This is a genomic window from Neobacillus vireti, assembly GCF_036962465.1.
GTDB classification, from domain to species: Bacteria; Bacillota; Bacilli; order Bacillales; family Cytobacillaceae; genus Neobacillus; species Neobacillus vireti_B.
Map to the genome: position 1 here is coordinate 179,241 of NZ_JBALNF010000002.1, position 25,199 is coordinate 204,439.

At 38.0% G+C, this 25,199-nt stretch carries 29 protein-coding genes; 1 reads left to right on the plus strand and 28 read right to left on the minus strand.

Features of this window, described 5'->3' with window-relative positions:
* Nucleotides 1–5: 5 nt before the first annotated feature.
* The 17 genes from V7077_RS01460 to V7077_RS01540 all read right to left on the minus strand — a co-directional run bounded on the left by V7077_RS01460 (nt 6) and on the right by V7077_RS01540 (nt 15,564).
* Nucleotides 6–368: a YpoC family protein gene (locus V7077_RS01460; RefSeq protein ID WP_335498064.1), complete on the minus strand. Its 363-nt coding sequence runs from the start codon at nt 366–368 to the stop codon at nt 6–8.
* Nucleotides 361–1,023, minus strand: a complete 663-nt coding sequence (nth, locus tag V7077_RS01465) for an endonuclease III (protein WP_335498065.1) — start codon at nt 1,021–1,023, stop codon at nt 361–363. The genes V7077_RS01460 and nth overlap by 8 nt, the downstream gene beginning before the upstream one ends.
* Before the next feature lie 64 nt (nt 1,024–1,087).
* Entirely contained in the window at nt 1,088–1,789 is a 702-nt protein-coding gene (locus tag V7077_RS01470) for a DnaD domain-containing protein (protein ID WP_335498066.1), read from the minus strand.
* Between the two features lie 125 nt (nt 1,790–1,914).
* Nucleotides 1,915–3,102, minus strand: coding sequence for a pyridoxal phosphate-dependent aminotransferase (locus V7077_RS01475; RefSeq protein ID WP_335498101.1), 1,188 nt, complete (start codon nt 3,100–3,102; stop codon nt 1,915–1,917).
* Between the two features lie 32 nt (nt 3,103–3,134).
* Nucleotides 3,135–3,608 carry a cell wall elongation regulator TseB-like domain-containing protein gene (locus V7077_RS01480; RefSeq protein WP_335498067.1) on the minus strand — a complete coding sequence of 158 codons (474 nt, stop codon included), beginning with the start codon at nt 3,606–3,608 and terminating at the stop codon, nt 3,135–3,137.
* 139 nt (nt 3,609–3,747) lie between these two features.
* Nucleotides 3,748–4,593 (minus strand): hypothetical protein, encoded by an 846-nt coding sequence (locus V7077_RS01485; RefSeq protein WP_335498068.1) that lies wholly within the window; start codon nt 4,591–4,593, stop codon nt 3,748–3,750.
* Between the two features lie 48 nt (nt 4,594–4,641).
* On the minus strand, nt 4,642–7,440 hold the full coding sequence (dinG, locus tag V7077_RS01490) for an ATP-dependent DNA helicase DinG (RefSeq protein ID WP_335498069.1): 2,799 nt from the start codon (nt 7,438–7,440) through the stop codon (nt 4,642–4,644).
* Between the two features lie 119 nt (nt 7,441–7,559).
* A complete protein-coding gene (gene panD, locus V7077_RS01495) occupies nt 7,560–7,943 on the minus strand; it encodes an aspartate 1-decarboxylase (protein ID WP_335498070.1) in 384 nt (127 codons plus the stop codon).
* Nucleotides 7,944–7,970: 27 nt separating this feature from the next.
* The gene (panC, locus tag V7077_RS01500; protein WP_335498071.1) at nt 7,971–8,819 is read right to left on the minus strand and encodes a pantoate--beta-alanine ligase; all 849 of its coding nucleotides are present in this window, start codon (nt 8,817–8,819) and stop codon (nt 7,971–7,973) included.
* Nucleotides 8,816–9,652 (minus strand): 3-methyl-2-oxobutanoate hydroxymethyltransferase, encoded by an 837-nt coding sequence (gene panB, locus V7077_RS01505; protein WP_335498102.1) that lies wholly within the window; start codon nt 9,650–9,652, stop codon nt 8,816–8,818. The genes panC and panB overlap by 4 nt, the downstream gene beginning before the upstream one ends.
* Nucleotides 9,653–9,976: 324 nt before the next feature.
* Complete coding sequence (locus V7077_RS01510) at nt 9,977–10,957, minus strand: biotin--[acetyl-CoA-carboxylase] ligase (protein ID WP_335498072.1); 981 nt, start codon at nt 10,955–10,957, stop codon at nt 9,977–9,979.
* Complete coding sequence (locus tag V7077_RS01515; RefSeq protein WP_335498073.1) at nt 10,942–12,141, minus strand: CCA tRNA nucleotidyltransferase; 1,200 nt, start codon at nt 12,139–12,141, stop codon at nt 10,942–10,944. The genes V7077_RS01510 and V7077_RS01515 overlap by 16 nt, the downstream gene beginning before the upstream one ends.
* A 10-nt stretch (nt 12,142–12,151) precedes the next feature.
* Nucleotides 12,152–13,279: an N-acetyl-alpha-D-glucosaminyl L-malate synthase BshA gene (gene bshA / locus V7077_RS01520; RefSeq protein WP_335498074.1), complete on the minus strand. Its 1,128-nt coding sequence runs from the start codon at nt 13,277–13,279 to the stop codon at nt 12,152–12,154.
* On the minus strand, nt 13,267–13,992 hold the full coding sequence (gene bshB1, locus V7077_RS01525) for a bacillithiol biosynthesis deacetylase BshB1 (protein ID WP_335498075.1): 726 nt from the start codon (nt 13,990–13,992) through the stop codon (nt 13,267–13,269). Before bshB1 ends, bshA begins: the two co-directional genes overlap by 13 nt.
* The gene (mgsA, locus tag V7077_RS01530) at nt 13,982–14,401 is read right to left on the minus strand and encodes a methylglyoxal synthase (RefSeq protein WP_335498076.1); all 420 of its coding nucleotides are present in this window, start codon (nt 14,399–14,401) and stop codon (nt 13,982–13,984) included. Before mgsA ends, bshB1 begins: the two co-directional genes overlap by 11 nt.
* 10 nt (nt 14,402–14,411) lie before the next feature.
* The gene (dapB, locus tag V7077_RS01535) at nt 14,412–15,215 is read right to left on the minus strand and encodes a 4-hydroxy-tetrahydrodipicolinate reductase (protein WP_335498077.1); all 804 of its coding nucleotides are present in this window, start codon (nt 15,213–15,215) and stop codon (nt 14,412–14,414) included.
* A gap of 4 nt (nt 15,216–15,219) precedes the next feature.
* Nucleotides 15,220–15,564: a nucleotide pyrophosphohydrolase gene (locus V7077_RS01540; protein WP_335498078.1), complete on the minus strand. Its 345-nt coding sequence runs from the start codon at nt 15,562–15,564 to the stop codon at nt 15,220–15,222.
* Between the two features lie 198 nt (nt 15,565–15,762).
* On the opposite strand from V7077_RS01540, the gene V7077_RS01545 reads away from it, so the two are divergent.
* Nucleotides 15,763–16,635, plus strand: a complete 873-nt coding sequence (locus V7077_RS01545; RefSeq protein ID WP_335498079.1) for a YitT family protein — start codon at nt 15,763–15,765, stop codon at nt 16,633–16,635.
* Between the two features lie 31 nt (nt 16,636–16,666).
* Here the strand turns inward: V7077_RS01545 and V7077_RS01550 are convergent, their stop codons facing one another.
* The 11 genes from V7077_RS01550 to V7077_RS01600 form a co-directional block, all read right to left on the minus strand.
* Entirely contained in the window at nt 16,667–17,344 is a 678-nt protein-coding gene (locus tag V7077_RS01550) for a zinc metallopeptidase (protein ID WP_335498080.1), read from the minus strand.
* Between the two features lie 57 nt (nt 17,345–17,401).
* On the minus strand, nt 17,402–18,196 hold the full coding sequence (gene ypjB, locus V7077_RS01555) for a sporulation protein YpjB (protein WP_335498081.1): 795 nt from the start codon (nt 18,194–18,196) through the stop codon (nt 17,402–17,404).
* Nucleotides 18,197–18,258: 62 nt separating this feature from the next.
* Entirely contained in the window at nt 18,259–18,855 is a 597-nt protein-coding gene (locus V7077_RS01560) for a DUF1405 domain-containing protein (protein ID WP_335498082.1), read from the minus strand.
* 59 nt (nt 18,856–18,914) lie between these two features.
* Nucleotides 18,915–19,691 (minus strand): menaquinol-cytochrome c reductase cytochrome b/c subunit, encoded by a 777-nt coding sequence (locus tag V7077_RS01565; RefSeq protein WP_335498083.1) that lies wholly within the window; start codon nt 19,689–19,691, stop codon nt 18,915–18,917.
* Nucleotides 19,692–19,748: 57 nt separating this feature from the next.
* Entirely contained in the window at nt 19,749–20,423 is a 675-nt protein-coding gene (gene qcrB, locus V7077_RS01570) for a menaquinol-cytochrome c reductase cytochrome b subunit (protein ID WP_098530418.1), read from the minus strand.
* A 3-nt stretch (nt 20,424–20,426) separates the two neighbouring features.
* Entirely contained in the window at nt 20,427–20,951 is a 525-nt protein-coding gene (locus tag V7077_RS01575; protein WP_335498084.1) for a ubiquinol-cytochrome c reductase iron-sulfur subunit, read from the minus strand.
* Between the two features lie 120 nt (nt 20,952–21,071).
* Nucleotides 21,072–21,536 (minus strand): YpiF family protein, encoded by a 465-nt coding sequence (locus V7077_RS01580; RefSeq protein WP_335498085.1) that lies wholly within the window; start codon nt 21,534–21,536, stop codon nt 21,072–21,074.
* A gap of 134 nt (nt 21,537–21,670) precedes the next feature.
* Entirely contained in the window at nt 21,671–22,237 is a 567-nt protein-coding gene (locus V7077_RS01585) for a ReoY family proteolytic degradation factor (RefSeq protein ID WP_335498086.1), read from the minus strand.
* A gap of 32 nt (nt 22,238–22,269) precedes the next feature.
* A complete protein-coding gene (locus tag V7077_RS01590; RefSeq protein ID WP_335498087.1) occupies nt 22,270–23,535 on the minus strand; it encodes a tetratricopeptide repeat protein in 1,266 nt (421 codons plus the stop codon).
* A 25-nt stretch (nt 23,536–23,560) separates the two neighbouring features.
* Nucleotides 23,561–24,457 (minus strand): hypothetical protein, encoded by an 897-nt coding sequence (locus V7077_RS01595; protein ID WP_335498088.1) that lies wholly within the window; start codon nt 24,455–24,457, stop codon nt 23,561–23,563.
* Between the two features lie 105 nt (nt 24,458–24,562).
* Nucleotides 24,563–25,199: 3-phosphoshikimate 1-carboxyvinyltransferase (locus V7077_RS01600; protein WP_335498089.1), on the minus strand; the 637-nt coding region annotated here is incomplete at its 5' end.

The following is a 25,199-nucleotide window of genomic DNA, read 5'->3' on the forward strand; positions in this document are numbered from 1 at the left end:
ATCGTCTAGGTTAATGACCTAGGCGATTTTTTTATGATATTGCTCTTTACAAATTGTTTCTCCTGCTCAAGCATTAATTCAGAAAGCTGCCGATAGGAATGGTATAAACCGGGTCTGGAATTTATAAAATCGATTCTTTCTTCTAAATTAACCGGCTTGTATAAAAACTGGTCATAGCTAATTTCATTACTAGATAGGAAGGTTTCATGATTTGTAAGATATAAAAATTCCAGGAAAAGGTTGATTCCCTTTTCCATCCATTCTTTCGTGTCTTTTTGATCACGAGCACGAAATTTGGGGACAAGTTGGCTTTGAATGATTCCCCACTCAGCCAGTATTGCTGCTGCTGCTTCTCGTCGATTATTCATTTACTGCAGCCTTACCTTTTAATCTCTTTTTACCTTCCCGACACAGCTCTAATAACGGACAGCTTGGACATTGTGGATTTTGTGCCTTGCAATGATAACGTCCAAAAAAGATTAATCGATGGTGTGTTAGGGACCATTCTTCCTTTGGAACCTTCTTCATTAACGTTTTCTCCACTTCAAGTACGGAATCCTTCCACCGGCAAATCCCAAGGCGTTTACTAACCCTTTCCACATGTGTATCTACTGCAATAGCTGGTATATTAAAAGCTACTGAAACGACGACATTGGCCGTTTTTCTGCCAACCCCCGCCAGTTTAGTCAACTCATCTCTGTCTTTTGGAAGAATACCGTTATATTCTTCTATTAACATTCTGCATAAACTCTGAATATTTTTTGCTTTATTTCGATATAGGCCAATGGAGCGAATATCGTTTTGAAGTTCTTCAAGTGATACATTTAAGTAATCTTCTGGGGTTTTATATTTTTCAAATAACCGCTTAGTTACTTTATTTACAAGGGCATCAGTACATTGTGCTGATAATGAAACAGCAATAACAAGTTCAAATGGATTAGAGTGGTTCAACTCACAATGTGCATCTGGAAACAGATTACCCATTTCATCTAAGCAATAACGAATTTGAGTATTATTCAGCATTGATCTCACCTGCTACTTATAAAATGAAAGAAAACGAGAGTATTACCCCTCGTTCTATTGACTATTATTTTTGCTCTAACCAGTTATAAAAAGGGACAGACGGCTGATGGGCCTCATTCTTAGGTTGTGTTTTATCCGTTTGTTTTTGCCTAAACTTACGCCCATGATTTTTAGCCTGTTCAATGGTTTTAATCCCATTTTTCTTCCACTCAAAAAGAATTCGATCTATATAACGGAAGTTTAATTTTCCTGACATCACTGCCTCACGAAGCGCAGCTTTTATGATAATTGGGTCATGATGGTCATCATCCATCCACATCCCAAGCGATTCACACTCAAATGGAGAAAGCGGGCGGCCAAATTCCTTTTCGAAACAAGTATATACGTCAGTTTCTTCATTTTTCTGTTCAGTTTGTCTTGTTACCTGGTCATTTAACAAAAACTGATCAACTAGTTTTTCCCACAATGGCTTTACAGAATATTTTTCAAAGCGGATGCCTTCATTACTATATTGATCAATTATTTCAATAAAGCCTCTTTGTATCAACCTTCTTAGCATGTCATGACACTCAGCAATGGATACTGTCATTAAACCTGATAGCTCTTCTGGAGTAGGAAATTCATTTCCTTTTTCAATAAAAGTAATAATATTTAATAAAAGAACAAGTTCCGTCTCATTTAAGTTCAGATTTCGATATTCTGAAAACAGCAATGTAGGAATCGTAATGTTCCCTTGCTGCATCCAAGCCACTATATTTGATTTCATGTTTCTACACCTCTAGATTAGTATAACATGAACCAACTATTCGAGTAAGAGTATTAGGAATCCAACTTTGGAAAGGAAAAACAAAAAGTCTGCAAGTTGCAGACTTTTAAAATTACAATAATAGTTTAGCTTTTAACCTTTGCTTTAACAAATTGATCAATTCGTTCCACAGCTTTTTCTAATTGTTCTAGGGAAGTTGCATAGGATAGGCGGATATTATCTGGAGTCCCAAAACCTGAACCTGGAATAACTGCAACTTTAGCTTCGACGAGCAGGGCCTCAACGAAGTCATCAACGTTACTGAATCCTGTTATCTCTGCTGCATTCTTTACATTTGGATAAAGGTAAAAAGCACCCTGTGGCTTCACACAGGTAAATCCAGGGATTGCAACTAATTTATCATAGATAATCTCTAATCTATTCTCAAATGCCTGTCTCATTTCTTCAACAGGTTCCTGTGTACCATTGTAAGCCGCTATTGCCGCATATTGGGCTGTTGTGGTCGGATTGGATGTACTATGGCTGGCAAGATTGGTCATGGCCTCAACGATTTGTTTATTACCTGCAGCATAGCCAATTCTCCAGCCAGTCATTGAATGAGATTTGGATACCCCATTGATGACAATGGTTTGCTCCTTCAATTCAGGTGAGAGCTGAGCAATTGAAACATGTTTCGCACCGAAGTAGACAAGCTTCTCATAAATTTCATCTGAAACAATCAAAATATCTTTTGCCAAACAAATTTTCCCTAATTCTAAAAGTTCTTGTTCCGTGTATAAAACCCCTGTCGGATTGCTTGGTGAATTTATAATCACGGCTTTTGTTTTATCCGAAATCGCTTCCGTTAATTGCTGAGGTGTAATTTTAAAATGATTTTGTTCCAGTCCTTCTACATAGACTGGCACACCACCTGCTAACTTTACTTGCTCAGGATAGCTGACCCAATAAGGTGTTGGAATGATTACCTCATCATCATCGTTGAGTATAACTTGAAATAATGTATATAAGACGTGCTTTGCCCCATTACCTACAATTACTTCATTAGGTTTGTAGACTAATCCTTGGTCAGCCTCAAACTTATTAATAATTGCTTTTTTTAAGGCAGGCAGACCCGCCGAAGGAGTATACTTTGTATGCCCCTCGTTCATTGATTGTACAGCGGCATCTAATATGTGCTGGGGTGTATTAAAGTCAGGTTCCCCTGCCCCTAAACCAATAACATCTTCCCCTTTTTCTTTCAATTCTTTTGCTTTTGCAGTGATAGCTAACGTAGTAGATGGCGTAAGTGCCATTACCCGATTTGCAAGTTTGATTGCCATAATCTCTTTCCTCCGATCTCCACTAGCTATAGATTTTCAACTTTTTTCAGCCATTCACCGGTTTCAAAGTGAACATAGTAATAATTTATTAAATTATTTTCAGAACGGTAGTAAATTTCCCACATTGGAATATTTTTTTCCATACCAAGCCGCACTGAAATAATTTTCTTGGGTTGTTTTTCCTGCAATAACTTTTGAATTGCTTCTTCTTTAGTGATTCCATCTTTGGCCTTTTTAATGATAACCTTTTTACTCTTTTCCGGAATCCAAACGATTACTTTACTGCCGTTTTTATTTTTCCCTTCAATCACATTAACTGTCTCAATGCCATTGTATATATGAAAGTCATCCACTTCACTCAACTGCACCTTATCTCTGGCTAGTGAAACAGCCTTTTTTTCAGCCGCTTTAACCGGTTGTACAGAAGAAAAATAGACTTTTATAAACAATCCGATGATGAGAATTAATGCAAATAAGGGAATGAAAATCCATTTTTTCATCTTTCTTTCTCACTTCTTTATGTACTTTTATAGTTAAACCTCTATATCATGAATCTTTCTAAATTATTATAACAGGATAAATCAAGATGTGTTATCAATCTTCATCAAAATAGACAATTTTTTCAGTTTTTCAAAAAAATTATTCGTCATCCTTTAATGGAATGGTGATAATTTCGTAATTTGATTCTGTAAATTTTATGGTGACAGTCCCATGTTTTTTTGTTAAATACACTTCAGACCAAATGCCTTGCAGGTCACGCAGTAAATCTTGATCCAACTGATCTTCCTCTGCTCCAACAAGGATGGATATTTGCGGATTTAGTGTTTGGATAAGCTGATCAGACAAGGAGTCGTTTGTAAGTCTATAGGGTATTTTAAAGACATGAACATCCTCTAAATGCTTTGCTATAAATTTTTGTTCCGCCTTTTGACTAAAGGAAGTCATTAAAAATAAGTTATGTTTAAAAAAGTGCAGCATCAAATCCAACCCTTCATGTTGTTCATTCCCAAGGAATTGAACATCAGCAAACATGTCAGGAAGGATTTCTTTCTTTGTACCTTCTTTCCAAACGGTAACAGGTATTTGATTGGATATTTCTCTGCTTAAAAATGTAGAAACTTCAGGCGTGGTAATAATTTCTTTAATTTTATATTTGTTAATTAACTTATCAATTTTCTCCTTCGATACCTTTTCGTTATCGTTCGTTAAAATTAATGTAGAGAGATTCTTAACATTATAAAGTGAAAGCCATCCTTCTAACTCAGAAACTTCCCCCTGCCCCCCGATATTTATTAAAATATTTTCGTCATTAGGACCTTGCACAAGCGTTGCTTCACCTGTAGCCAAGCCTAAAAAGGTGACTGCTGCTTGATGTTCCGTTAATTTCACATCAATTTTTTCAACCTCGGCAGGCAGTGTTGTTTCTGCTCTCACTGTCATACTGCTTGGAATCAATAAAGCCAAAATCATAAGCAATATTTTCATACACATTCCTCCCAGATAATAATAGGATGTGTTATTTTCCAAATTTTATCATAACCATTTTTGGATAAACGACGCTAATTCTGTCATTTTCCCCTTTTTGACAGGGACTGGAGGGATTGATTTCAAAAAGGCCTTTCCGTACTGTGTTGTAACGATTCTTCTATCAAATACAATGATTACTCCGCGATCCGTTTCGGTCCTAATGAGCCGGCCAAAGCCTTGTTTAAAACGAAGGATAGCCTCTGGTAGTGAGTAATCGGAAAAAGCATTCCTTCCCTGTTGGACAATCAATTGACACTTAGCTTCTGTCAAAGGTTCATCTGGAGGACTAAATGGCAGCCTGACAATTACAAGGCAGGATAAGTCTTCACCTGGGATATCTACTCCTTCCCAAAAGCTGCTTGTACCTAACAAGATGGCCTTTTCATAGCGCTGAAAATTTCTTGTCAATCGAGAACGGCTTCCACTTGAAATACCTTGAGCGATTAACACATATTCATGAAGAAAACCACTTTCTTTTATTAGTTCATACGTTTTTTTGAGCATATCAAAAGCAGTAAAAAGAATGAGCAGCCTGCCTTTTGTAGCCTCAGCAATGGTGATGATATGTTCGGTAATCCCAATAACATACTCCTCTAGTGAGACGGAGTTAATTTCCGGTAAATCCTCAGGGATGAGCAGTTGAACCTGGTCTTTATACACAAATGGTGAGGGAATACTCACTTGAACAGTAGCGTTTGCCTCAAGACCGAGTTCTCTCATGATATATTCAAAAGAATGATTAACGGATAGGGTTGCTGAAGTTAGGATTACCGCCTTCTTGTTTTGAAAGAACTTCTCTTTCAAGTGTACAGCAACAGTAGCTGGCTGAGCTAAAAAGGTTGTTATATTTTGTGGTGAACGGGTATCCATTTCAATCCATTTTACTTCCTTTGAATCTTTAATAAAACAGCTAATCAATATGGTTCGAAATTCATCAAGCTCAGCTATAAATCCAAACGCATCCTCCACTTGATGTAGTTCAGGAATGGATAATGTATTTTTCTCAGCTTTTAGCCAATTAAGTCGACTGTCTATTTCATTGATTAGGTCCTTAAGTAAAAAAGACAACCTCTCGGCACTATGGACGAGCGCTTTTCTTTCTCTGCCGCCATCATTGGAGTTATATCGAACTTTGATACGATATGTCCCTTTTTTATTTGCTGCCTTTGTTTTTGCATAAAGTGCCATTAATTTAAAAAACTCATCCAGCTCGTAATGTACATCCAATACCAATTGATTCAATTCAAAGGTAGTAACAAATTGGGTTTTAGCAGCAGGAAGTCGTGATGTCAGTTGTTCCATATCATAAAAGAGTTGTTTTTGCTCATAGGTACCAAATTGACTAAAGAGCAAACGGGTAGATAAATAATCTAATGTATAGCCAAAGTACCTGCTTGCTACTTTCTCCAAATGATGAGCTTCATCAATCACCACATAATCGGAAGCAGGTAAAATCGAACCTCCGCCTTTTATATCATTTAATAACAAGGAATGATTTGTGATGATAATATCTGCCGATTGGGCATTCCTTTTAGCCTTTTGATAAAAATCTCTGTCCTGCCAGCCCTTATCCTCATATAGGCTCGTCTGTTCTTCCCTTATTTTATTCCAATAAAATTGGCCCCCGCTCGATAGATTTAACTCATCCCGATCACCTGTCACCGTTTCCGTTAACCACACTAGAATTTGCATTTTTGTTAAGGTAGTATCATAATTGTCGTTTTCATCCATCAATGTTTGGTGAAATTTTTCTAAATTTAAATAATGATTCCTGCCTTTTAATAGAACTGCTTTTATTTCAAATGGAAGAATTTTTGTTAGTAAGGGAATTTCTTTGCTTAAAAGTTGTTCTTGGAGTTGAATGGTATGGGTACTCACTATAATGGGCTGATTATTTTGCTTAGCAAAATAAGCTATAGGCAAAAGATAACCAAGCGATTTACCCACGCCTGTTCCGGCCTCAATTAGCGTATGCCTAGAAAGTCGAAGGGATTCATAGACGGTATCCATCATCTTGAATTGTCCAGCACGCTTCACAAAAGAATTTATGCTATTTTGAATGATCTCAACCTTTTCTTCGTCACCTTCTGGATACTTAACATTTTCCTTCTCTAAGTTTTCGATTCCCTTTTCAATAGATTCTTTTTTTAATGCAATATCATTTAGGATTTCAATTGAATCCGATTGGGCTGGACCTTCGAATGTTTCACCCACTTCTTCAAGGAACAACTGAAGATCACTTTTTAATCCCCCAGATAACTGGGTTAGCTGTCTTACCGTAATCACCGGTAATAAAGATAGCCGTCTTAACAGAATTAAAAAAAGTTCGGCTGTCACCAAGGCATCACTATCTGCCTGATGTGGTCTGTCATGGGAAAGATTTTCTTTCTCAGCCAAATCTGAAAGCTTATAGCTGTCTGCTGTGGGATAGAGAATTCTGGCCATTTCCACGGTGTCTAAAACGGACCCATAAAACCCTCCCGATCCAGCTTGAAGTAATTCTTCTTGAAGAAAGGAAAGATCAAACAGAACGTTATGAGCAACAAAATAGGCCCCTTCTAACAACGATTGAACCTTTTCGGTAATTTCAGTAAATAATGGTGCATCCTTAACCATTTCATCATTGATTCCAGTTAATTCTTCGATAAAGACTGGAATTGGTTTTTGAGGATTGATCAGCGACGAGAACTGTTCGGTGATTTTTCCGTTTTCTATCACGACAGCCGCAAACTGAATAATTCTATCACCCTTTTTTGGTGTATTACCCGTTGTCTCTAAATCAATCACAACAAATTTATTTAACATTTGTTACACCCCAAACCTTCGTTCATTAAACGGCAACATTACTTTTCCATAATGATTTAAATTCTACCATTGTCTACTGGATTTTTAAAATAATAAAAAAATCCCCAAAAATGGGGACCTTATAAAATGGTAAGTGCAGGTTCTGCATGTAGAAGATCTTTAATCTGATTATTTTCATCCATAATAGCTACTTTTGGTTTATGAGTTTTAACTTTTTCATCCGGTACCAATGCATAAGAAATAATAATCACCGTATCACCCACTTGAACAAGCCTAGCAGCTGCACCATTTAAACAAATGACTCCGCTCCCTCTTTCACCTGGAATAATATACGTTTCTAACCTGGCTCCATTATTATTGTTCACAATTTGTACCTTTTCATTTGCTGCCATTCCAACAGCATCAATGATATCTTCATCAATCGTAATACTGCCAACATAATTTAAATTGGCTTCAGTGACGGTTGCACGATGGATTTTGCCATTCATCATAGTACGAAACAAGTTTATTCCTCCTCTTGTGAAGCTTTTCTAATCTATTTGAATCATGATATTGTCGATTAATCTTACCTTCGAAAATTTTACAGCAACAGCAATAATAATAAAACCTTCTATTTTTTCCAATGGTTTTAGAAATGGATAAGAAAGAATTTCAACATAATCTATTTCCCCATTAGACTCAGTTGTAATCAATTCTTTGATCATATTAGTGAGAACAGCAGGATTTACTTCACCTTTATCAATTGCCTTTTTTGCTGTTTGCAGACTTTTATATATAATTGGAGCCTGTTCTCTCTCTTCCGGTAATAAGTTAACATTTCGTGAACTTTTTGCTAACCCGTCCATTTCTCGAACAATGTCAACCGGTATTAACTGCACGGGAAAATTAAAATCGGAAATTAATCCATCTATCACGGCTACTTGCTGAGCGTCCTTCTTACCAAAATAGGCTCGTGAAGGCATCATGATATGAAATAGCTTGGTAATAACTGTGGCAACCCCGTCAAAATGACCTGGGCGTGACTTCCCGCATAGTACATTGGTTCGTTCCTGAACGACCACTTTAACAGATGGTTCTCGAGGATACATCTCCTCAACCGAAGGATAAAAGAGGTAATCAACCTTTTCACCTTCTGCTAAAGCACGATCTCGGTCAAAATCACGGGGATAGGAAGAAAAGTCCTCCTTCGGTCCGAATTGTAAAGGATTAACAAATATACTTACTACTACGACATCATTTTCTTTTCTTGCCTTAGAGATAAGAGCCAAGTGGCCCTCATGAAGAAAGCCCATGGTAGGAACAAATCCGATCGACTTTCCCAACTCTTTATGTTTTAGTATTACATTCTGCATCTCATGAATGGTTGTTATGACCCTCATTTTTTTCCTCCATAAAGAACTTTCAGTTCCTCTTCCTTCATCGTAAAGGAGTGTTTATCTTCCGGAAATTGATTTTTTTTCACTTCAGTTGTATAAGCTTGAATAGATTCAATCATAAATGGGTTTACAGAATGGTATTGCTTCACGAATTTAGGCACCCTTTCAACACCATAGCCCAATAGATCGTGATAAACCAAAACCTGTCCATCTACATTTAGCCCAGCTCCAATTCCAATGACAGGGATAGAAATAGACTTAGCTACTTCCTCTGCCAGCTGTTTAGGAACACATTCAAGCACAACCGCAAAGGCTCCAGCTTCCTCAACCTTTTTAGCATCTTCTAATAGTTTTTGGGCGGCATGAGCATCTTTTCCCTGTACCTTATAACCGCCTAATACACCAACCGATTGAGGTGTTAAACCGAGATGCCCGCATACGGGAATACCTGCTTGTGTCAAAGCATATATCTTTTCAATTACACCATCTGCCCCTTCCAATTTAACGGCATGAGCTCCCGCTTCTTGCATCAGCCTGCCAGCATTGATCAGAGTATCTCTAACGGAAAGGTGATAGGCTAAGAATGGCAGGTCTGTCACGATAAAGGTATCTTTTGCCCCTCGTTTTACTGCTTTGGTGTGATGAATCATGTCTTCCATCGTCACGGGGATCGTTGAGTCATAACCTAGAACAACCATGCCAAGTGAATCTCCGACGAGAATCATGTCAACTCCGCCCTGTTCTGCTTGTTTTCCAGATGGATAGTCATAGGCGGTAAGCATGACAATTTTTTCATTGTTTTCTTTCATTTTTAAAAAGTCAGTGGTTTGCTTCATCATTATTCCCTCCTTAAATATTGGGAGAGGTGATAAAACGCCAATTAAGAGCAAATAAAAAAGATCCTTCTTAAGGCAGAGGATCTCAATCGTTACTCATGTGCATCTTCATCCCTCTGTCCCGGTCCGTTGTACGGATCTAGGCAGAAACCTTTTTAATTGTAAGTTATTATTCCCTAAAAGGTGCAGTTCTGAGGAGATACTGCCCAAGGAAATTATAGCATGTTATACAAAAAGCGCAAGAGCCTTGTTAAAGCGCTAGAGCGCTAGATAATAGAAAAGCGCAAGAACCTTTTTGGTACTTGCGCTTACAAAAATATTTTATCATCTTATCTCAATATCTGCTGAATAAATATGGTGAATAAATCCTGTCTTATCTTCTAATTTTAAAACACCATCATCAGTTATTCCTAATGCCTTTCCCTCAATCACATTGGTTAGTGTTCTAGCGGTTAGGTTTTTACCTATGCTAATCGCATATCCTTCCCATAAAAGTTTAATAGGAAAAAAACCTTGCTCGAGGTAAAGCAAATATAATTTTTCAAAGTGCTTAAAAATACTCTTGATTAATTCTGCCCGGGAAATAGGTGAGCCGTTTTCAATCAAAAGTGAGCTTGCCTTGGTATGAAGCTCTGACGGAAAGTCTTCTATATTTTGGTTAACGTTTATCCCCATACCAATAATAACAGAATGAATCTGGTCTGCCTCCGCTTGAAGCTCTGTTAAGATACCCGTAATTTTTTTACCATTCAGTAATATATCATTGGGCCACTTAATCAAAGGCTCCAGATTTGTGACTTCTTCGATTGCCTGTACGATAGCCACTGCAGTTAATAGCGTTAGCTGAGGGGCTTTTGTCAGAGGAATATTCGGCCTTAGAATTAAACTCATCCAAATTCCACTATACTTTGGTGAATGCCAGCTTCGGTTCATTCTTCCTTTACCGGACCGTTGCTCTTCGGCAATAACGACCGTTCCTTCTGGTACACCTTCATTTGATAGATTATGGGCAATCTTTTGAGTAGATTCTACACTTTCTTCATAATGAATATTTTTCCCAATAAAGTTGGTTAAGAGTCCCAGTCGAATTTCATCAGCTGTAATTCGCTCTGGAGTTTTAACAATCCGATACCCCTTATTTCTTACCGCTTCTAGTGTGAAGCCTTCCTTTCTTAATTCCTCCACATGCTTCCAAACAGCCGTTCTTGAACAGCCGATTAGTTCTGCTAAATACTGACCTGATAGAAAAGATTCGCCAGCATTTGTGAAAGCATCGAGTAGTTTCTTTCTTATTTCTGACTGCACCTAAGTAGCCACCCCTTAATCTTTTCTTTGTCGTTTTGGATGTCACCCACTAATATGGCACACTCTACTTTTAAAAGAGTTTCCCTTAACCAAGGTCCTCCTTCGGTTTGAAACCATTCCATGATATCGCGACCGGTCACATTTATATCATTGCGCTCCTTTATTGGCAGCTCTTCATAAATCTGTAACCACTTCAAAAGTGTATCCTTCTCGGTTAGACCTTTAAGAACACCATAGAGCTTTTCAGTAGAGGTCAAGGCAGCTCTACCCGCTGAATATAGATCATAAATAGTCCATTCCTGCTCCATTCTTTTTTCTAAGTAAGACAAGATTTGTTGAATCTCTTTAATTTCTTTCACTGGAAGCTTCCATTCTCTTAAAAAGACCTCAATAGACCTATCTTTAAGCTTTAAAGTAAAGAGAAGTAACGACCACATCTCAATTTTATTAAGCCCTTTAAATGGAAAGGAGCTGAATCTTTCAAGCTGATTTCTATGGTCTTTTAGACTTGGCAGATAAACATATAAATGGGTATCAAGCAGGATCCCAATGGCCGTGTTAGCATTTTCGCCAACAAGCAGTTTTTCAAACTCTGCTCTAATTCGTTCTACCGCTATGTTTTTTAACAAGGGAACAAGTTTTGCTATTGCTTGAAACGTCTCTTCCTCAATTGCAAATGAAAGCTGGCTGACGAATCGTACAGCCCTCATAATCCTTAAAGCATCTTCCTGGAAACGCTCATTTGCAGATCCGACAGTCTTGATAACCTTATTTTGAATAGCAGCTGATCCATTATATGGATCAATAATCATACCATTTCGATCCATGGCAATCGCATTCATAGTAAAATCACGGCGTTTGAGATCATCATTAAGATTTCGTATAAAGGAAACCTCTTTTGGTCTCCGATAATCCTGATACTCTCCCTCTGTCCTAAAGGTGGTAATCTCGTAGGATTTATTTTGGAAAAGGACTAGCACAGTTCCGTGTTCTATCCCAATATCGACGGTCCTTGGAAAGATTTCTTTCACTTCATTTGGTGTGGCCGATGTAGCAATATCTACATCACTAATTGATCTGTTTAAAAGATAATCTCTTACAGATCCGCCTACAAAGTAGGCTTGAAACCCTGAATCCTCAAGCTGTTTAATAATTGGAACGGCTGATAAAAAAGGTTCGTTCATCTCATTCACCTTAATTCAATAACTTCGCGTAAATCTGCTCATATTGATCCACAATATGTTCTGCCTTAAATTTTGTTTTAACAGTTTTCAATGCCTCAAATGACATTTTTTGATGCAGGTCTAAATCGTTTAATAGCGATATAGCTTTTCGTGAAATATCCTCGATATCGCCAACCTCACTAATATACCCAGAAACACCCTGCTGAATGACTTCCGGGATACCGCCTACATTCGTCCCGATACAAGGTACACCGCACGCCATAGCCTCTAAGGCAACGAGACCAAAGCTTTCCTTTTCAGATAACAGAAGCATTAAATCACTAATTGAGTATAGCTCCTCTAAATTTTCTTGTTTTCCTAGAAAGATTACTTTTTCTTGAATCGCGAGCTGCCTTACAAGTTTACATACTATAGTCATTTCGGGGCCATCACCTACTAGCAGTAGTTTGGCTGGCATGACCGCAGAAATTTTAGCAAATGTTTTTATAACATCCGTAACTCTCTTCACAGCCCGAAAGTTTGAGACATGGATAACCACCTTTTCCTCATCACTTATTTGTAATTGTGCTTTTAAGGAGGTGTCCGCTGTTTTATGATAAATTCTTTCATCAATAAAATTGTATACTGTTTCGATTTGCTTATCAGGATTAATAAGTTCGTAGGTTTGATTAACTAATGCTGTCGAAACTGCAGTGACACTATCTGATTTTTCTATTCCGAATTTAATTGCATCAGTCAATGATGGATCATACCCTAAAACTGTAATATCCGTCCCATGAAGAGTTGTGACAATCTTAATTTCCCTTTTTGACATTTGCTTCGCTAATATAGCACAAACAGCATGGGGAATCGCGTAATGGACATGGAGAATATCCAATTTTTCACGATCAGCTACTTCTGCCATTTTACTCGCTAATGCAATATCATATGGGGGGTATTGAAATACTGAATATTGATTAACCTCGACTTGGTGGTAATGGATATTATGGTACATCCTATTTAACCGAAAAGGTAGACTTGACGAGATGAAGTGGATTTCATGCCCCTTCTCAGCAAGCATTTTCCCTAATTCGGTGGCTACAACTCCCGACCCGCCAACAGTCGGATAGCAGGTAATTCCAATTTTTAGTTTCCGCATGGTTCTTCTCCTAGTAAATCATGTTTCAAAACAAGCGGAACCTTAGTCTTAAACCCCTCAGCATAAGACACTCCCACCAGTTTTCCAAACATTCTTTCTCTTGATTCAACTGTTTCGATATAATCATTCACAAGCGGTGTTTGAACACTTTGCGCTGTTAATTCAAACTGGCTTCTATAGGCCCTTAGGGAGGCCAGCTTTTTATCGATCACTGGCGTAATATCAAAAGTAAAATCAGGTTTATGAAATCCGTTGATCATATAAAAATACATCTTTTCCACGCGATGAGGTTCGTTCCATTCATCTGTTTGGTATTTTCTAATCCCAGCAGAAAATACGGCTTCCTCGACAATTTTCGCACAATTCCCATGATCCGGATGCCGATCTTCCGAATATGGAGCAAACACAATCTTTGGCTTATACTTTCGAATGGTTTCGGCAACCTTTTGAATATACTCTTCTTTTAAGAATAACCCTCGATCAGGAAAACCTAGCGAAGTACGGACTGATACACCTAAAATTTCTGCCGCTCTGCCCGCTTCCTCTTTTCTTAGCACTACATTTCCATTGGAAGATAAATCAGCATCAGTTAAATCACAAATACCTATCTGTTTTCCTTCTTCCGCTAATTTCGCAATGGTGCCAGCCATACCAATCTCTACATCATCAGCATGTGCACCAAATGCGAGGATATGTAATTGATTAAGCTTCATTTACATCACCATTCTCTTTAGCTACATTTCTCCATTCCAACAATCCCATTTCTAATCCTCTAATGAGTAATTCAGCCGTACCCATATTTGTAGCCAACGGAATCGAATAGACATCGCAAAGTCTTACTAACGCTGTTACATCAGGTTCATGTGGCTGCGCGGTTAATGGATCTCTGAAAAAGAAAATGGCATCCATTTGATTTTTGGCAATCATTGCTCCAATTTCTTGGTCTCCGCCAAGAGGTCCGGACTTAAAGCGGGTTATATCTAATCCTGTAGCCTCATTAATCCTTGATCCTGTCGTTCCAGTGGCATATAAGGTATGTTTGGCAAAAATGCCTCGATAGGCTGTAACGAATTGTACTAAGTCATTTTTCTTTTGGTCATGTGCTATTAATGCTATATTCATATCCTTGCCCCTAATCTAATATATTTTCAAGTCCATAAACAAAAGTATTGTTCTTCATAACAGTTTCAACCGCAACTTTTACACCTGACATAAAAGACCCACGGTTATAGGAATCGTGACGAATCGTTAATGTCTGTCCATCAGAACCAAATAATACTTGTTGATGGGCAATTAGTCCTGGCAAACGAACAGAATGAATATGCATTCCATCGTATTCTCCGCCTCTTGCTCCTGTAATGGTTTCTTTTTCATTTGGATGACCTTGTTTTTTACCTTCTCTTACAGCAGAAATCAACTCTGCTGTTTTTACCGCGGTTCCTGATGGTGCATCAAGTTTCTGATCATGATGCATCTCAATGATCTCAACATCTCCAAAGTATTTTGCTGCCATTTGTGAGAATTTCATCATTAATACAGCACCAACCGCAAAGTTTGGTGCAATGATACAGCCAAGTTCTTTTTCTAGACAAAGCTTCTCAAGCTCCTCCAAATCCTGTTTGCTAAATCCAGTCGTTCCAACAACTGGACGAACATTATGTTCAAGTGCCGTTTTTGCGTGGTACATACCTACTTCAGGGGTCGTTAAGTCAATTAATACATCTGCGTCAATATCTAGAAGACATTTTTCAATGTCTGAATAAACAGGTACATTAGGAATGGATTGAAAACCTTCCACATCACTCAACATCATTCCATCATTTTTATGGTCAACAGCGGCAACTAGTTCAAAGTGTCCTGTATTAGTGACTAATTTAACTGCTTCACTGCCCATCCGACCGCGTGGGCCTGCAATGATAATTTTAATCGAATTCATATCTTCACTCCACACCTTCTTGATCAAGTCTTGTCCAACGGTTTTTATCTCTGGTATTAAATTTGTTCATCACATAGTCATGAGCCTCTTCTAAATCAATGTTTAAGGAATTAGCTAAACAAATTATAACAAAAAGGAGATCCCCAAGCTCTTCTTCAATTGCTTTTTCCGTCTCCGTCGACTTTTTCGGTTTTTCTCCATAATAATGGTTAACTTCCCTTGCCAGTTCACCAAGCTCCTCTGTTAGCCTGGCAAGCATAGCGAGCGGGCTAAAATATCCTTCTTTAAATTGACTTATGTATTGATCTACTTCCTTCTGAAGCTCTTTCATCGACTTCCCGTTAGTCATTTCACTCCACCTCATTTTCGTAAACGGGCAATTTACTTTTTATTAATATTCCTTATAATGTTAGCTAAATTACGCTTGTTTTACAAATGTTTTCGCTTTAAAGAAGCGGTTTTCCTAGTTCGCATTGCTCTTCATTACCTTATTGGTTATAATTAGAAACGCCATAATAGAGAAATAAAGAAAAGAGGCGAAATTCTTATGATCTTTGGTATGAAAATAAAAAATATACTGTTTATCCTCATTGGTTCCGCGATTATGTCATTTGGACTTGTAAATTTTAATATGCAGAATAAACTTGCTGAAGGAGGATTCACAGGAATTACATTACTTGTCTATTTCCTGTTTAAATGGGATCCCTCTTATACGAACTTAATCCTTAATATTCCTTTGTTTTTTATAGGATGGAAGCTATTGGGACGGAATGCCTTTTTGTATACCATGATTGGAACGATTGGAGTTTCGATTTTTTTATGGATATTTCAGCGCAATTCAATTGAAATGCCGTTAGAACATGATTTAACATTGGCTGCTTTATTTGCTGGAGCCTTCACTGGGATTGGGTTAGGTATTATTTTTCGATTTGGAGGTACAACCGGCGGGGTAGATATTATTGCAAGACTGGTCCAAAAATATGCAGGCTGGAATATGGGAAAAACAATGTTTCTATTCGATGCCTGTGTAATTGCAATTTCATGGTTTACATACTTAAATTATAAACAAGCAATGTACACGTTAGTAGCTGTTTTTGTCGGTGCGCGGGTGATTGATATTATTCAAGAAGGAGCTTACTCGGCAAGAGGGGCAATGATTATATCTGACCTAAACGAACAAATAGCTGCGAAAATAATGGCCGAAATGGATCGCGGGGTAACTGCTCTCAAAGCCTATGGCTCTTATACAAAAAATGAGCGTGAAGTACTCTATTGTGTTGTGGCCAAAAATGAAATTATCCGACTGAAGAATTTAGTTACCTCTGTCGATCCGCATGCCTTCGTGTCTATCTCAGTAGTCCATGATGTCCACGGAGAGGGTTTTACCCTTGATGAAAATAAAATGCCGATTGGCCAATAAAAAAATGTCCCCACATTGTGAGGACATTTTTTTAATCGTCACTTCTATTCATTCCAGTAAAAATTAACACAAGTCTTAATAATTCTAATACAGCCACAGCGGCTGCAGCAACATACGTAAGTGCTGCTGCGTTTAATACCTTCCTTGCTTCTCTCTGTTCCCGATTACCGATTAATCCAAGTGAAACAACCTGTTTCATCGCCCGGTTTGAAGCATTAAACTCAACTGGCAGCGTAACCAGTTGAAATAGAACAGCTGCGGCCATGAAAATAATTCCAAGCAACAGTAACCCGCTTAAATGAGCAAAGATACCAATCATAATAAGAATCCATGAAGCATTTGAACCTAGATTTGCAACTGGAACTAAGGCGTGACGGAAGCGAAGGAAAGTATATCTCTCTCCATCCTGAATGGCATGTCCACATTCATGGGCAGCAATAGCGGATGCTGCAATCGAATGTCCATGGTAATTCTCAGGTGATAGACGAACCGCTTTGCTTCTGGGATCGTAATGGTCACTTAAAAACCCTCGGCCTTCCTCTACCACTACATTATATAGTCCATTTGCATTTAGGATTTCCCTCGCAACATCAGCCCCTCGTCGGTTGGTTGATGTTGGTACACGTGAATATCTTGCAAAAGTATTTTTCACTCTCATTTGTGCCCATAATGGAATTAAAACAATGATTGCAAAGTAAATTAGATACATTGTAACCTCCAAATCAGCCCGTGATGTTTTTAGTATATGTCTAGCCGATTAGACCCGTCAATCTTTTAAGTCTCTGGAACGACCTTTCTTCAGTTCTTTATCTCCTTGATACTTTCTCCAGCCTACATAAGATAATGTCATGATAATAATACTTCCTGTAGATATAATCACCCACCATAACGATGGATCTGCCTCATCCTCTTCCATATTGGCAAAAAGATTTTTAAGGTCAGTGTCAAGGGCATCAAGTTCCTGCTGGCTTTTAACATCATTAACCATTTGTGATCGATATTCATTAATAAAGTCAATTCGTGCATCTAACCTTTGAATATTTTCCACAGGAACATCTATTTTCATACTTGGATATATGACATTATATAAGGAGAGGAAGGTGTTAAAATTGGTATGAAAATGGGCGGTATCACCCATTAGAGCTGCTTCTTTTGCCTGGTGAAAGGAAGTCATGATTTGATCTTCCATTTCTGTCCATAAAGGCTGATGACTCGTTGCTAATGCATCAATAACAAGACGGAACTTAGTTAGTTTATTTAGTCTTTCTTCATATTTCATATTGGGACTTACGGCCGCTTCCATTGCCTCATCATGGGAGGTATTAACAATTCTAACCTCATCCATTGATAGCGGTTCTTCTGTCCCTTTAATGCTTGTAAATTGATCTGAAAAATAATCAAGCAATTTTTTTGCATCCTCATATCTTTGAAACTTCACCATTTGGAGAGCTTCATCTGAGATATCATCGAGCTTCTCCATTGGCGATTGCTGTTCGGCATAAACAGTTATGGGAGTAAGCATCATGATCATTACTAAAAAGGATAACCATCTGAATTTCAAACCTTGTCCCCCCTTTCATTACTAATAAAATGTATGTTAGGTTGGACAAGGTTAGACCATCTTCAGATATTAATTTTTAGTTTAAAACGACCAGGCCTCATTCCTAAATAATAGGCGATGCCAATAGAGATACATGAAAGCCAAAAGGTAAAATAACCAATTTGCGGTATATATTTATCTAGCATTTGATAGTTTGGCATCATAAAGAAAACATAATCAATTACATCATTGTGGATTGTCCATATCGCAGTCACTATTAAGTGCCAGCCCTTAAATCGATAAAATGGTGCATATAATATCCCTTGAACAGCCATAGCAAAATGAGAGAAAATTAGCATGTAGCCAACCCAGTCCAGTTCTCCTTGAACAATGAAAACTAGTATATTCATCACTACAGCCCATATCCCGTATTTAAACAAAGTCACGATTGCGAGTGCTTCAATTAACGGCCAATTTCTCTTCAGTAAAAATGCCAGCAGGACAAAGACAAAAAATAAGCTCGCTGTTGGACTATCAGGTACAAAGGCAAGAAACACAGGCGGCGTTTCTCGTAACTGCCAGCCATACCAGTAATATCCATAAATCGTTCCAGCAATGTTTACAAGAAGTAAAAGTTTCATCACTGACCGATTAGACAGGAGAGGATAAATCCACCTCACAAATACTCCCCCTTTCAAGAAAAAAGCTGACGAATTTCCGTCAGCTTTTATTGATTCAATTATTTTTTTCCAAGACCTGAGATATATTCAGAGAGCGTTTTAAGTTCAGCGTCTGTGCCTTTAAAAACACCTGCTGGCATCTTTCCGCCTTTACCCTTTTTAGCAATCGTAGCCACTTCTTCTGCGGATAAGCCTGTACCAATTAGCGTAGGAGCACCGGCCCCACCTTGGAAGCTGTCTCCATGACAGGTAATACACGTATTTGCGCTAGCGATTTTATATCCTTCACTATTCTTGTCAATTTCAACCTTGGCAACAATTTTACCTTGTCGTTCTGCAGCTGCCCAGTCATGAGTTGCAACTGACTGCCATGTTAAAAATACAGTGGCTGCAAGTGCTAACAGCATAAACCCGGTTGCGAACGGACGCTTTCTTGGACGACGTTCTGGTCCCCGATCAAGGAATGGAGCTAGTAGTAACCCTCCAAAAGCTAAACCTGGCATAATCATCGCACCAATAACCGTATATGGACCAGATGCAAATGAGTATTTTAATAATTGATACAAGAATAAGAAATACCAGTCTGGTAATGGAATATAACCTGTATCGGTTGGATCTGCTATCCTTTCAAGCGGAGCCGGATGGGCTACTGTTAAACATAAATAGCCGACAAGGAATACTGCTCCAACCATCCATTCTTTCAAAAGAAAGTTAGGCCAGAACGCTTCCGTTTTACCAGGATATTCAGAGTAATCTTTCGGAAGTTTTGGTGTGCGCATTTCTGGTGCTATTACACGTGAATCACCGACAAACTTCATACCTTTACCGCGATGCATTGAGCAATCCCCTCCTTTTTCTGTAATAACTCTTACACTATCAGAAAAAAATGTTTTTTAAAGCGGTCCAGAGATCCCTTGTCTACGAATCATGATAAAGTGTGCAGCCATTAATCCAAACAGCACTGCAGGTAGGAAGAATACATGAATCGCAAAGAATCGAGTTAATGTTTGAGCACCAACAATATGTTCATGGCCGGCAAGTAAAACTTTTACGTAAGAACCGATGAACGGTGTTGCCTCAGCAATTTGCAGACCTACTTTTGTAGCGAACAGCGCTTTCATATCCCATGGTAATAAATAACCAGTAAAACCTAAACCGAGCATGACGAAGAAAATTAGTACTCCGACAATCCAGTTTAATTCCCGAGGTTTTTTATATGCACCTTGGAAAAAGACGCGCAACGTATGTAAAAACATCATTACAAGTACTAAACTGGCTCCCCAGTGATGCATTCCACGTACGATTTGTCCAAATGCAACTTCATTTTGCAGATAATAAACCGATTCCCATGCATTCTTAATGTCCGGTACATAATACATTGTTAAAAACATGCCGGAAAGTATTTGAATAACAGTAACAAAGAATGTCAGACCCCCAAAGCAATAAACAAACGCTGAAAAATGATGCGCAGGGTTTACATGCTCAGGAACTTCATGGTCTGCGATATCGCGCCACAGCGGCGTAATATCTAAACGTTCATCTACCCAATCGTAAATTTTGTTTAACAATGATTACGCCTCCTTCCGTGGTTCAGCTTTTCCTAAGTATAGATAGCCGCCTTTTTCCTTGTATGGGTATTCATCAAGCGGGGCTAACGGCGGTGTACCTGGAATATTGGTTCCATCCTTCTCGTATCGTCCATAATGACATGGACAGAAAAATTGGTTTGGATGATCCTTGTTCGTATTCCAGCCGACAGTACAGCCCAGGTGTTTACAAACTGGTGAAAGGGCAACAATTTTGTCCCCATCCTTATAAACCCAAGCAGTGTTCGTAACTTCTGACTCATACCATGCATCCTTTTGTTTAAAGGTAAAGTCTACACGAACTGGTTCATCAGTTAATTCAGAAACCTTTTGTTTGGTCGCGATGAAATTTCCGGCTGCTTCTCCTTTTAAAACAGGATCAACAGCAAATCTTACCATTGGCATTAACATACCAGCTGCCATGAATCCGCCTACACCAGTTAATGTGTAGTTTAAAAATTGACGTCTTGAAACGCGTTCTTTACTCAAGCTTATCCCCCCCTTGTTCATAAGTTTTTAGTCCAACGGACACAATTTAAACACATATAAAACTAGGACATAACAATGATATATCAATCTTAAAGCAAGGTCAATATCATACTATTTTAAAAACATATAATATAGGTTGTTTTACTCGTTATTACTCCATTTCTGTGTAAAAATCGATAATAATTGCTTGACTTGACTTTCAACAAGCTCTATTTTTTGAGATTCACTCATGTTTCCAAGCGGCAGGGCTGGCAGCCAAATTAATGAGCCGTCTATTCTATTTTCAAACATTCGCCAATCCAGCTCAGAAGTTATGTAAAAAATGTGTTTAAATTCACTTTTCAAAACGGTTTCTTCCCATTTTAGTAATTCGCTTATTACCTGATCCATATGATTGTTTTTTAGATAAGTAAACGGAGGGAACATTAAGATTCTTCCAGTAAACTGCCTTTCGAGATAACCTGTCAAAAGCGAAATGAATTCAAATGCCGCAGCTGACTGTTTCATCTCCTCTCCAAACGATAAAGAGTAAATTGGAATAACCGCGGTATCAACGTATTCCTTGGCATTTAAATACGTTTCAACCTCTTGTGGAATCCATTTCATTCACTACACCAACCTTTTTAATTCACTAGTTCTATCATAACATTATCTCCCAAAAATATAAAAGATAAAGTAGAATATTTTGAAAGATTCTTCACAAGCGATCTAGTGCGAAAAAATTGAAAAAGGAAGCCGGCTTAGCGCAGACTTCCCTTTTCCTGTGTTTGAGATAAATTATTTAATTTCTCGGTAAGCATTTGGAATAATTGCTGATCCTGTTGGTCGAGAGCTTCATCAATCAGCTCCATTAGTTTTTCCCGCTGAAAACGGTCGATACTGTATTGCAATAATTGTTCGGCGACGATGCCATCCTTCTCATTTACCTGTAGATGCTTGGGAACAAACGGATTTTCCTCCAAAACTGCTGCATACTGATGGGCTTGATTAGAGGCATGAAAATTTAACTGAATGAAAATATCCTCGTCTCGGTTCAGGCGAATATCATGAAAGGATTTTTCAGCATCGGTTGTCATGACATTTTCCTTATAAAACCGAAACGGAACTTTATCAACACAGTGTGTAGACATAATCAGACCGCGTGGACAATATTGTGCCTGCTCAACAAAATGTACCTTCTCCATTAATTGATCGTGGCTCATTAGATAGTTTAAAATCCAAACACATTCTCTTCTTTTTAATTGATAATGATTTAAAAACCAGCGAATAAAATCCTTCTTCTCGTTGACAGAAACAGGGGTTGCCATGATAGTTTCCCTCCTCTGCATAATCAGTTTTTTTAGATGTTCACATCGGTAAGACGTTCAAGCAAATCCAGATACTCTTCGTTTGTTGGATCCCCTATTAACAGCTGTTTAAAAATTTCGGCGGCACGTTCGTTTTTTCCTTCTTCTACAAGGAAATATCCGTAATCCTGTAAAAATGTTTCATTATTCTTAAAAAAAGTATATGCACCTTCATATTTGTCTAATGCGAAAGAATATTCTTCAAGTTTATCGTAGGCTAAAGCTGAATCCCAAAGGAGCTGTGGCTCCTCTTCACCATGAATATCCAACTGGGTGATTAATTCAATTACATCCTCGTACCTTTCCTGTCGGAAAAAAAGTTTATTTAATGTTATGGCAGCTTCCATAAATCCTGGGTCTAGTGCAAGAGCTTCACGAAAATATTGCTCTGCATCCTCTTCGTTGCCAAGCTTTAAACTGATTTTACCTCCAAAGAAAAATAACTCTTTATTAAATTCATCTTGTTTAATGCCCTCTTTAATAGCTTGTAAACTATTTTCAAGTTCTTCTTCCCGTTCATATGCCTTAGCTAGATGAAGATAAAGGGAATGATATTCCGGATCGAATTCTTTTAATTCATTAAACCTTTCAATCGCTGTCCGATTATATCCTGCTTGAAGTGCAGTAAAAGCATAACCAAATAGAGTATTAATCTCTTTCTTTTCTCTCAATGCCTGATCATAAAAGGAAAGAGCCTCTTCAAATGCTCCGGAGGCACTTAAAAGATCAGCGAGTCTTCCATTGATATTAACTCCGGCAATTTCATCTTCTTCCCTTAAAACTCGCTCATATGCATTCTGGGCTTTGATCACTTCACCTTGCTCACTGTAAAGCTCTCCTAAGGCAAAATCAATAATAACCTCATCAGGCAGCAACTCTTTGGCTTTTAATAACTTTCTTTCGCATACTTCATAAAGCCCTTGGATTTGGTAAAGATCAGCTAGTAATACTAGTGACTGAGCAAAATGGGCATCTTGCTCTGAAATTTTCTCTAAAACGAGAATTGCTTCTTCCTCTTCACCTGCTTCAACTAATATTTCACCCAGCAGGACAAGGAGCTCGCCTTCTTCAGGATAGATTTTTAGCAAACTTTCCATCAGTGCCTTTGCTTCTTCTAAAAAACCATAATGGTACAGTTCTTCCCCTAGAAGAAATTTTTCTTCCGGATTGCCGCTTTGTAATACATCATTATATTCATTTAATGCCTCTTTATGTTGGCCGTTTTCTAACATTTGAATAATTTTATCTACACGTTCCATTGGCTAATACCTCTACTTCCCAGAATTACAATGAAAAATAAGATGGGGTTCTCACCTTTACATATTCTCCACTTCCCGGGCTAAATAAAACTTTATTGCCCGAGCGAATAACCTTTCCTTTGTGAACTGTTACTACAAGTCTATTACTATGATAATGAAATAAACTTCCTTCATCAACCTTCCTGATTTCTTTTTCCATAAGATATAAATTATAACTCAATTCAGTTCCCGTCATAAGGCTGCCTTTTTGCGGGTAAAGACCAATCTTATTAAGAATAGGAATGGACAGGGGGTGATTTTCTTCTAATGGCTCGTATAAGGCTGGAATTTTTTCTTTTACCATCCTATCTTTCCATTTCGACAGAACCATCCTAGCTTCCTTCTTTTCTGGGAAAGATATTAATGGAATTAATGGACAATTAAAGGGAAACATTGCCTCCCTAACCCATCCCCAGGGAATTGACTCTAATTCATCGAGCTCATGGAGTTCAACAAAAATGGCTGGAATTTTGAATTTTTTACAGGTTCTCATAAAGGAAGGGGTAATCAGGTTAGCGGAAATTTTAACCCCAATAATAAAATCGATTGGACTGCTGATTAAAGCCGTCTTCAATTCATTTATTTTGTCTAACAGTTGATTTTCGTACAATATGTCAACATAGGTGAATATGGTGGTACAACCTTTTAATAAAAAATGTTCAGATATATAGGACTTTAAAGCTTGAAAGGATTCTTTATAAGGCATGGATGAACTTAAAAGGACATATGAAGGGGTCATGATATAGGGTTCAACATTCATTCTCATGTACTGATCATGGGATGTACATTTTTTAACCATTGTTATTCGCTCATCAGCAATGAAAAGTGAAGATATCGTTATCTGCTTGTCTTTAAGGATATTGGCATTTTCAATAATATACATCGTCCACCACCTTTTTACTTTTCTTAAGACAAGCTATGCTAAAAATGATAAAACTATGACTTTAATTACAGCGTATAAATAGCAAAAAGCTGCACAAAGGCAGCTTTATCGAATTAGATTATTTAAATGTGTGAAAAAGTTCGGGTAGGAAACAGAAATAGCCTCGGATTGTTCGAGGTCAACAGCATCCTCACATAAGAGGCTTGCGATGGCGAGCATCATCCCAATACGATGATCCCCATGACTGGAGACTTTTCCACCTGTTAATTTGGATTTCCCATGGATGATCATACCATCTTCTGTGGCTTCAATAACAGCCCCCAATTTTCCAAGCTCTTGAACAACTGTATCGATACGATTTGTTTCTTTTACCTTTAATTCTTCGGCATCCTTGATGATAGTTGTCCCTTCTGCTTGTGTAGCAAGGAGAGCAATAATTGGAATTTCATCAATTAGTCTTGGAATTAAACTTCCCTCTACGATAGTCCCTTTTAGATTTGAAGTTTTTATAATGAGATCCCCTGCAGGTTCAAAATCATTAGTAGCCGCTTGAACAATCTCTAAATTTGCTCCCATTTTCTGCATAACCTCAATAATTCCAGTCCTAGTTGGATTTAATCCTACATTTTTTAAGATAATTTCACTTTCCGGGATAATGGCACCTGCAACAAGGAAAAAAGCTGCCGACGAAATATCACCGGGAACATGAATGGTTGATGCTGTCAGTTTTTGTCCACCTTTA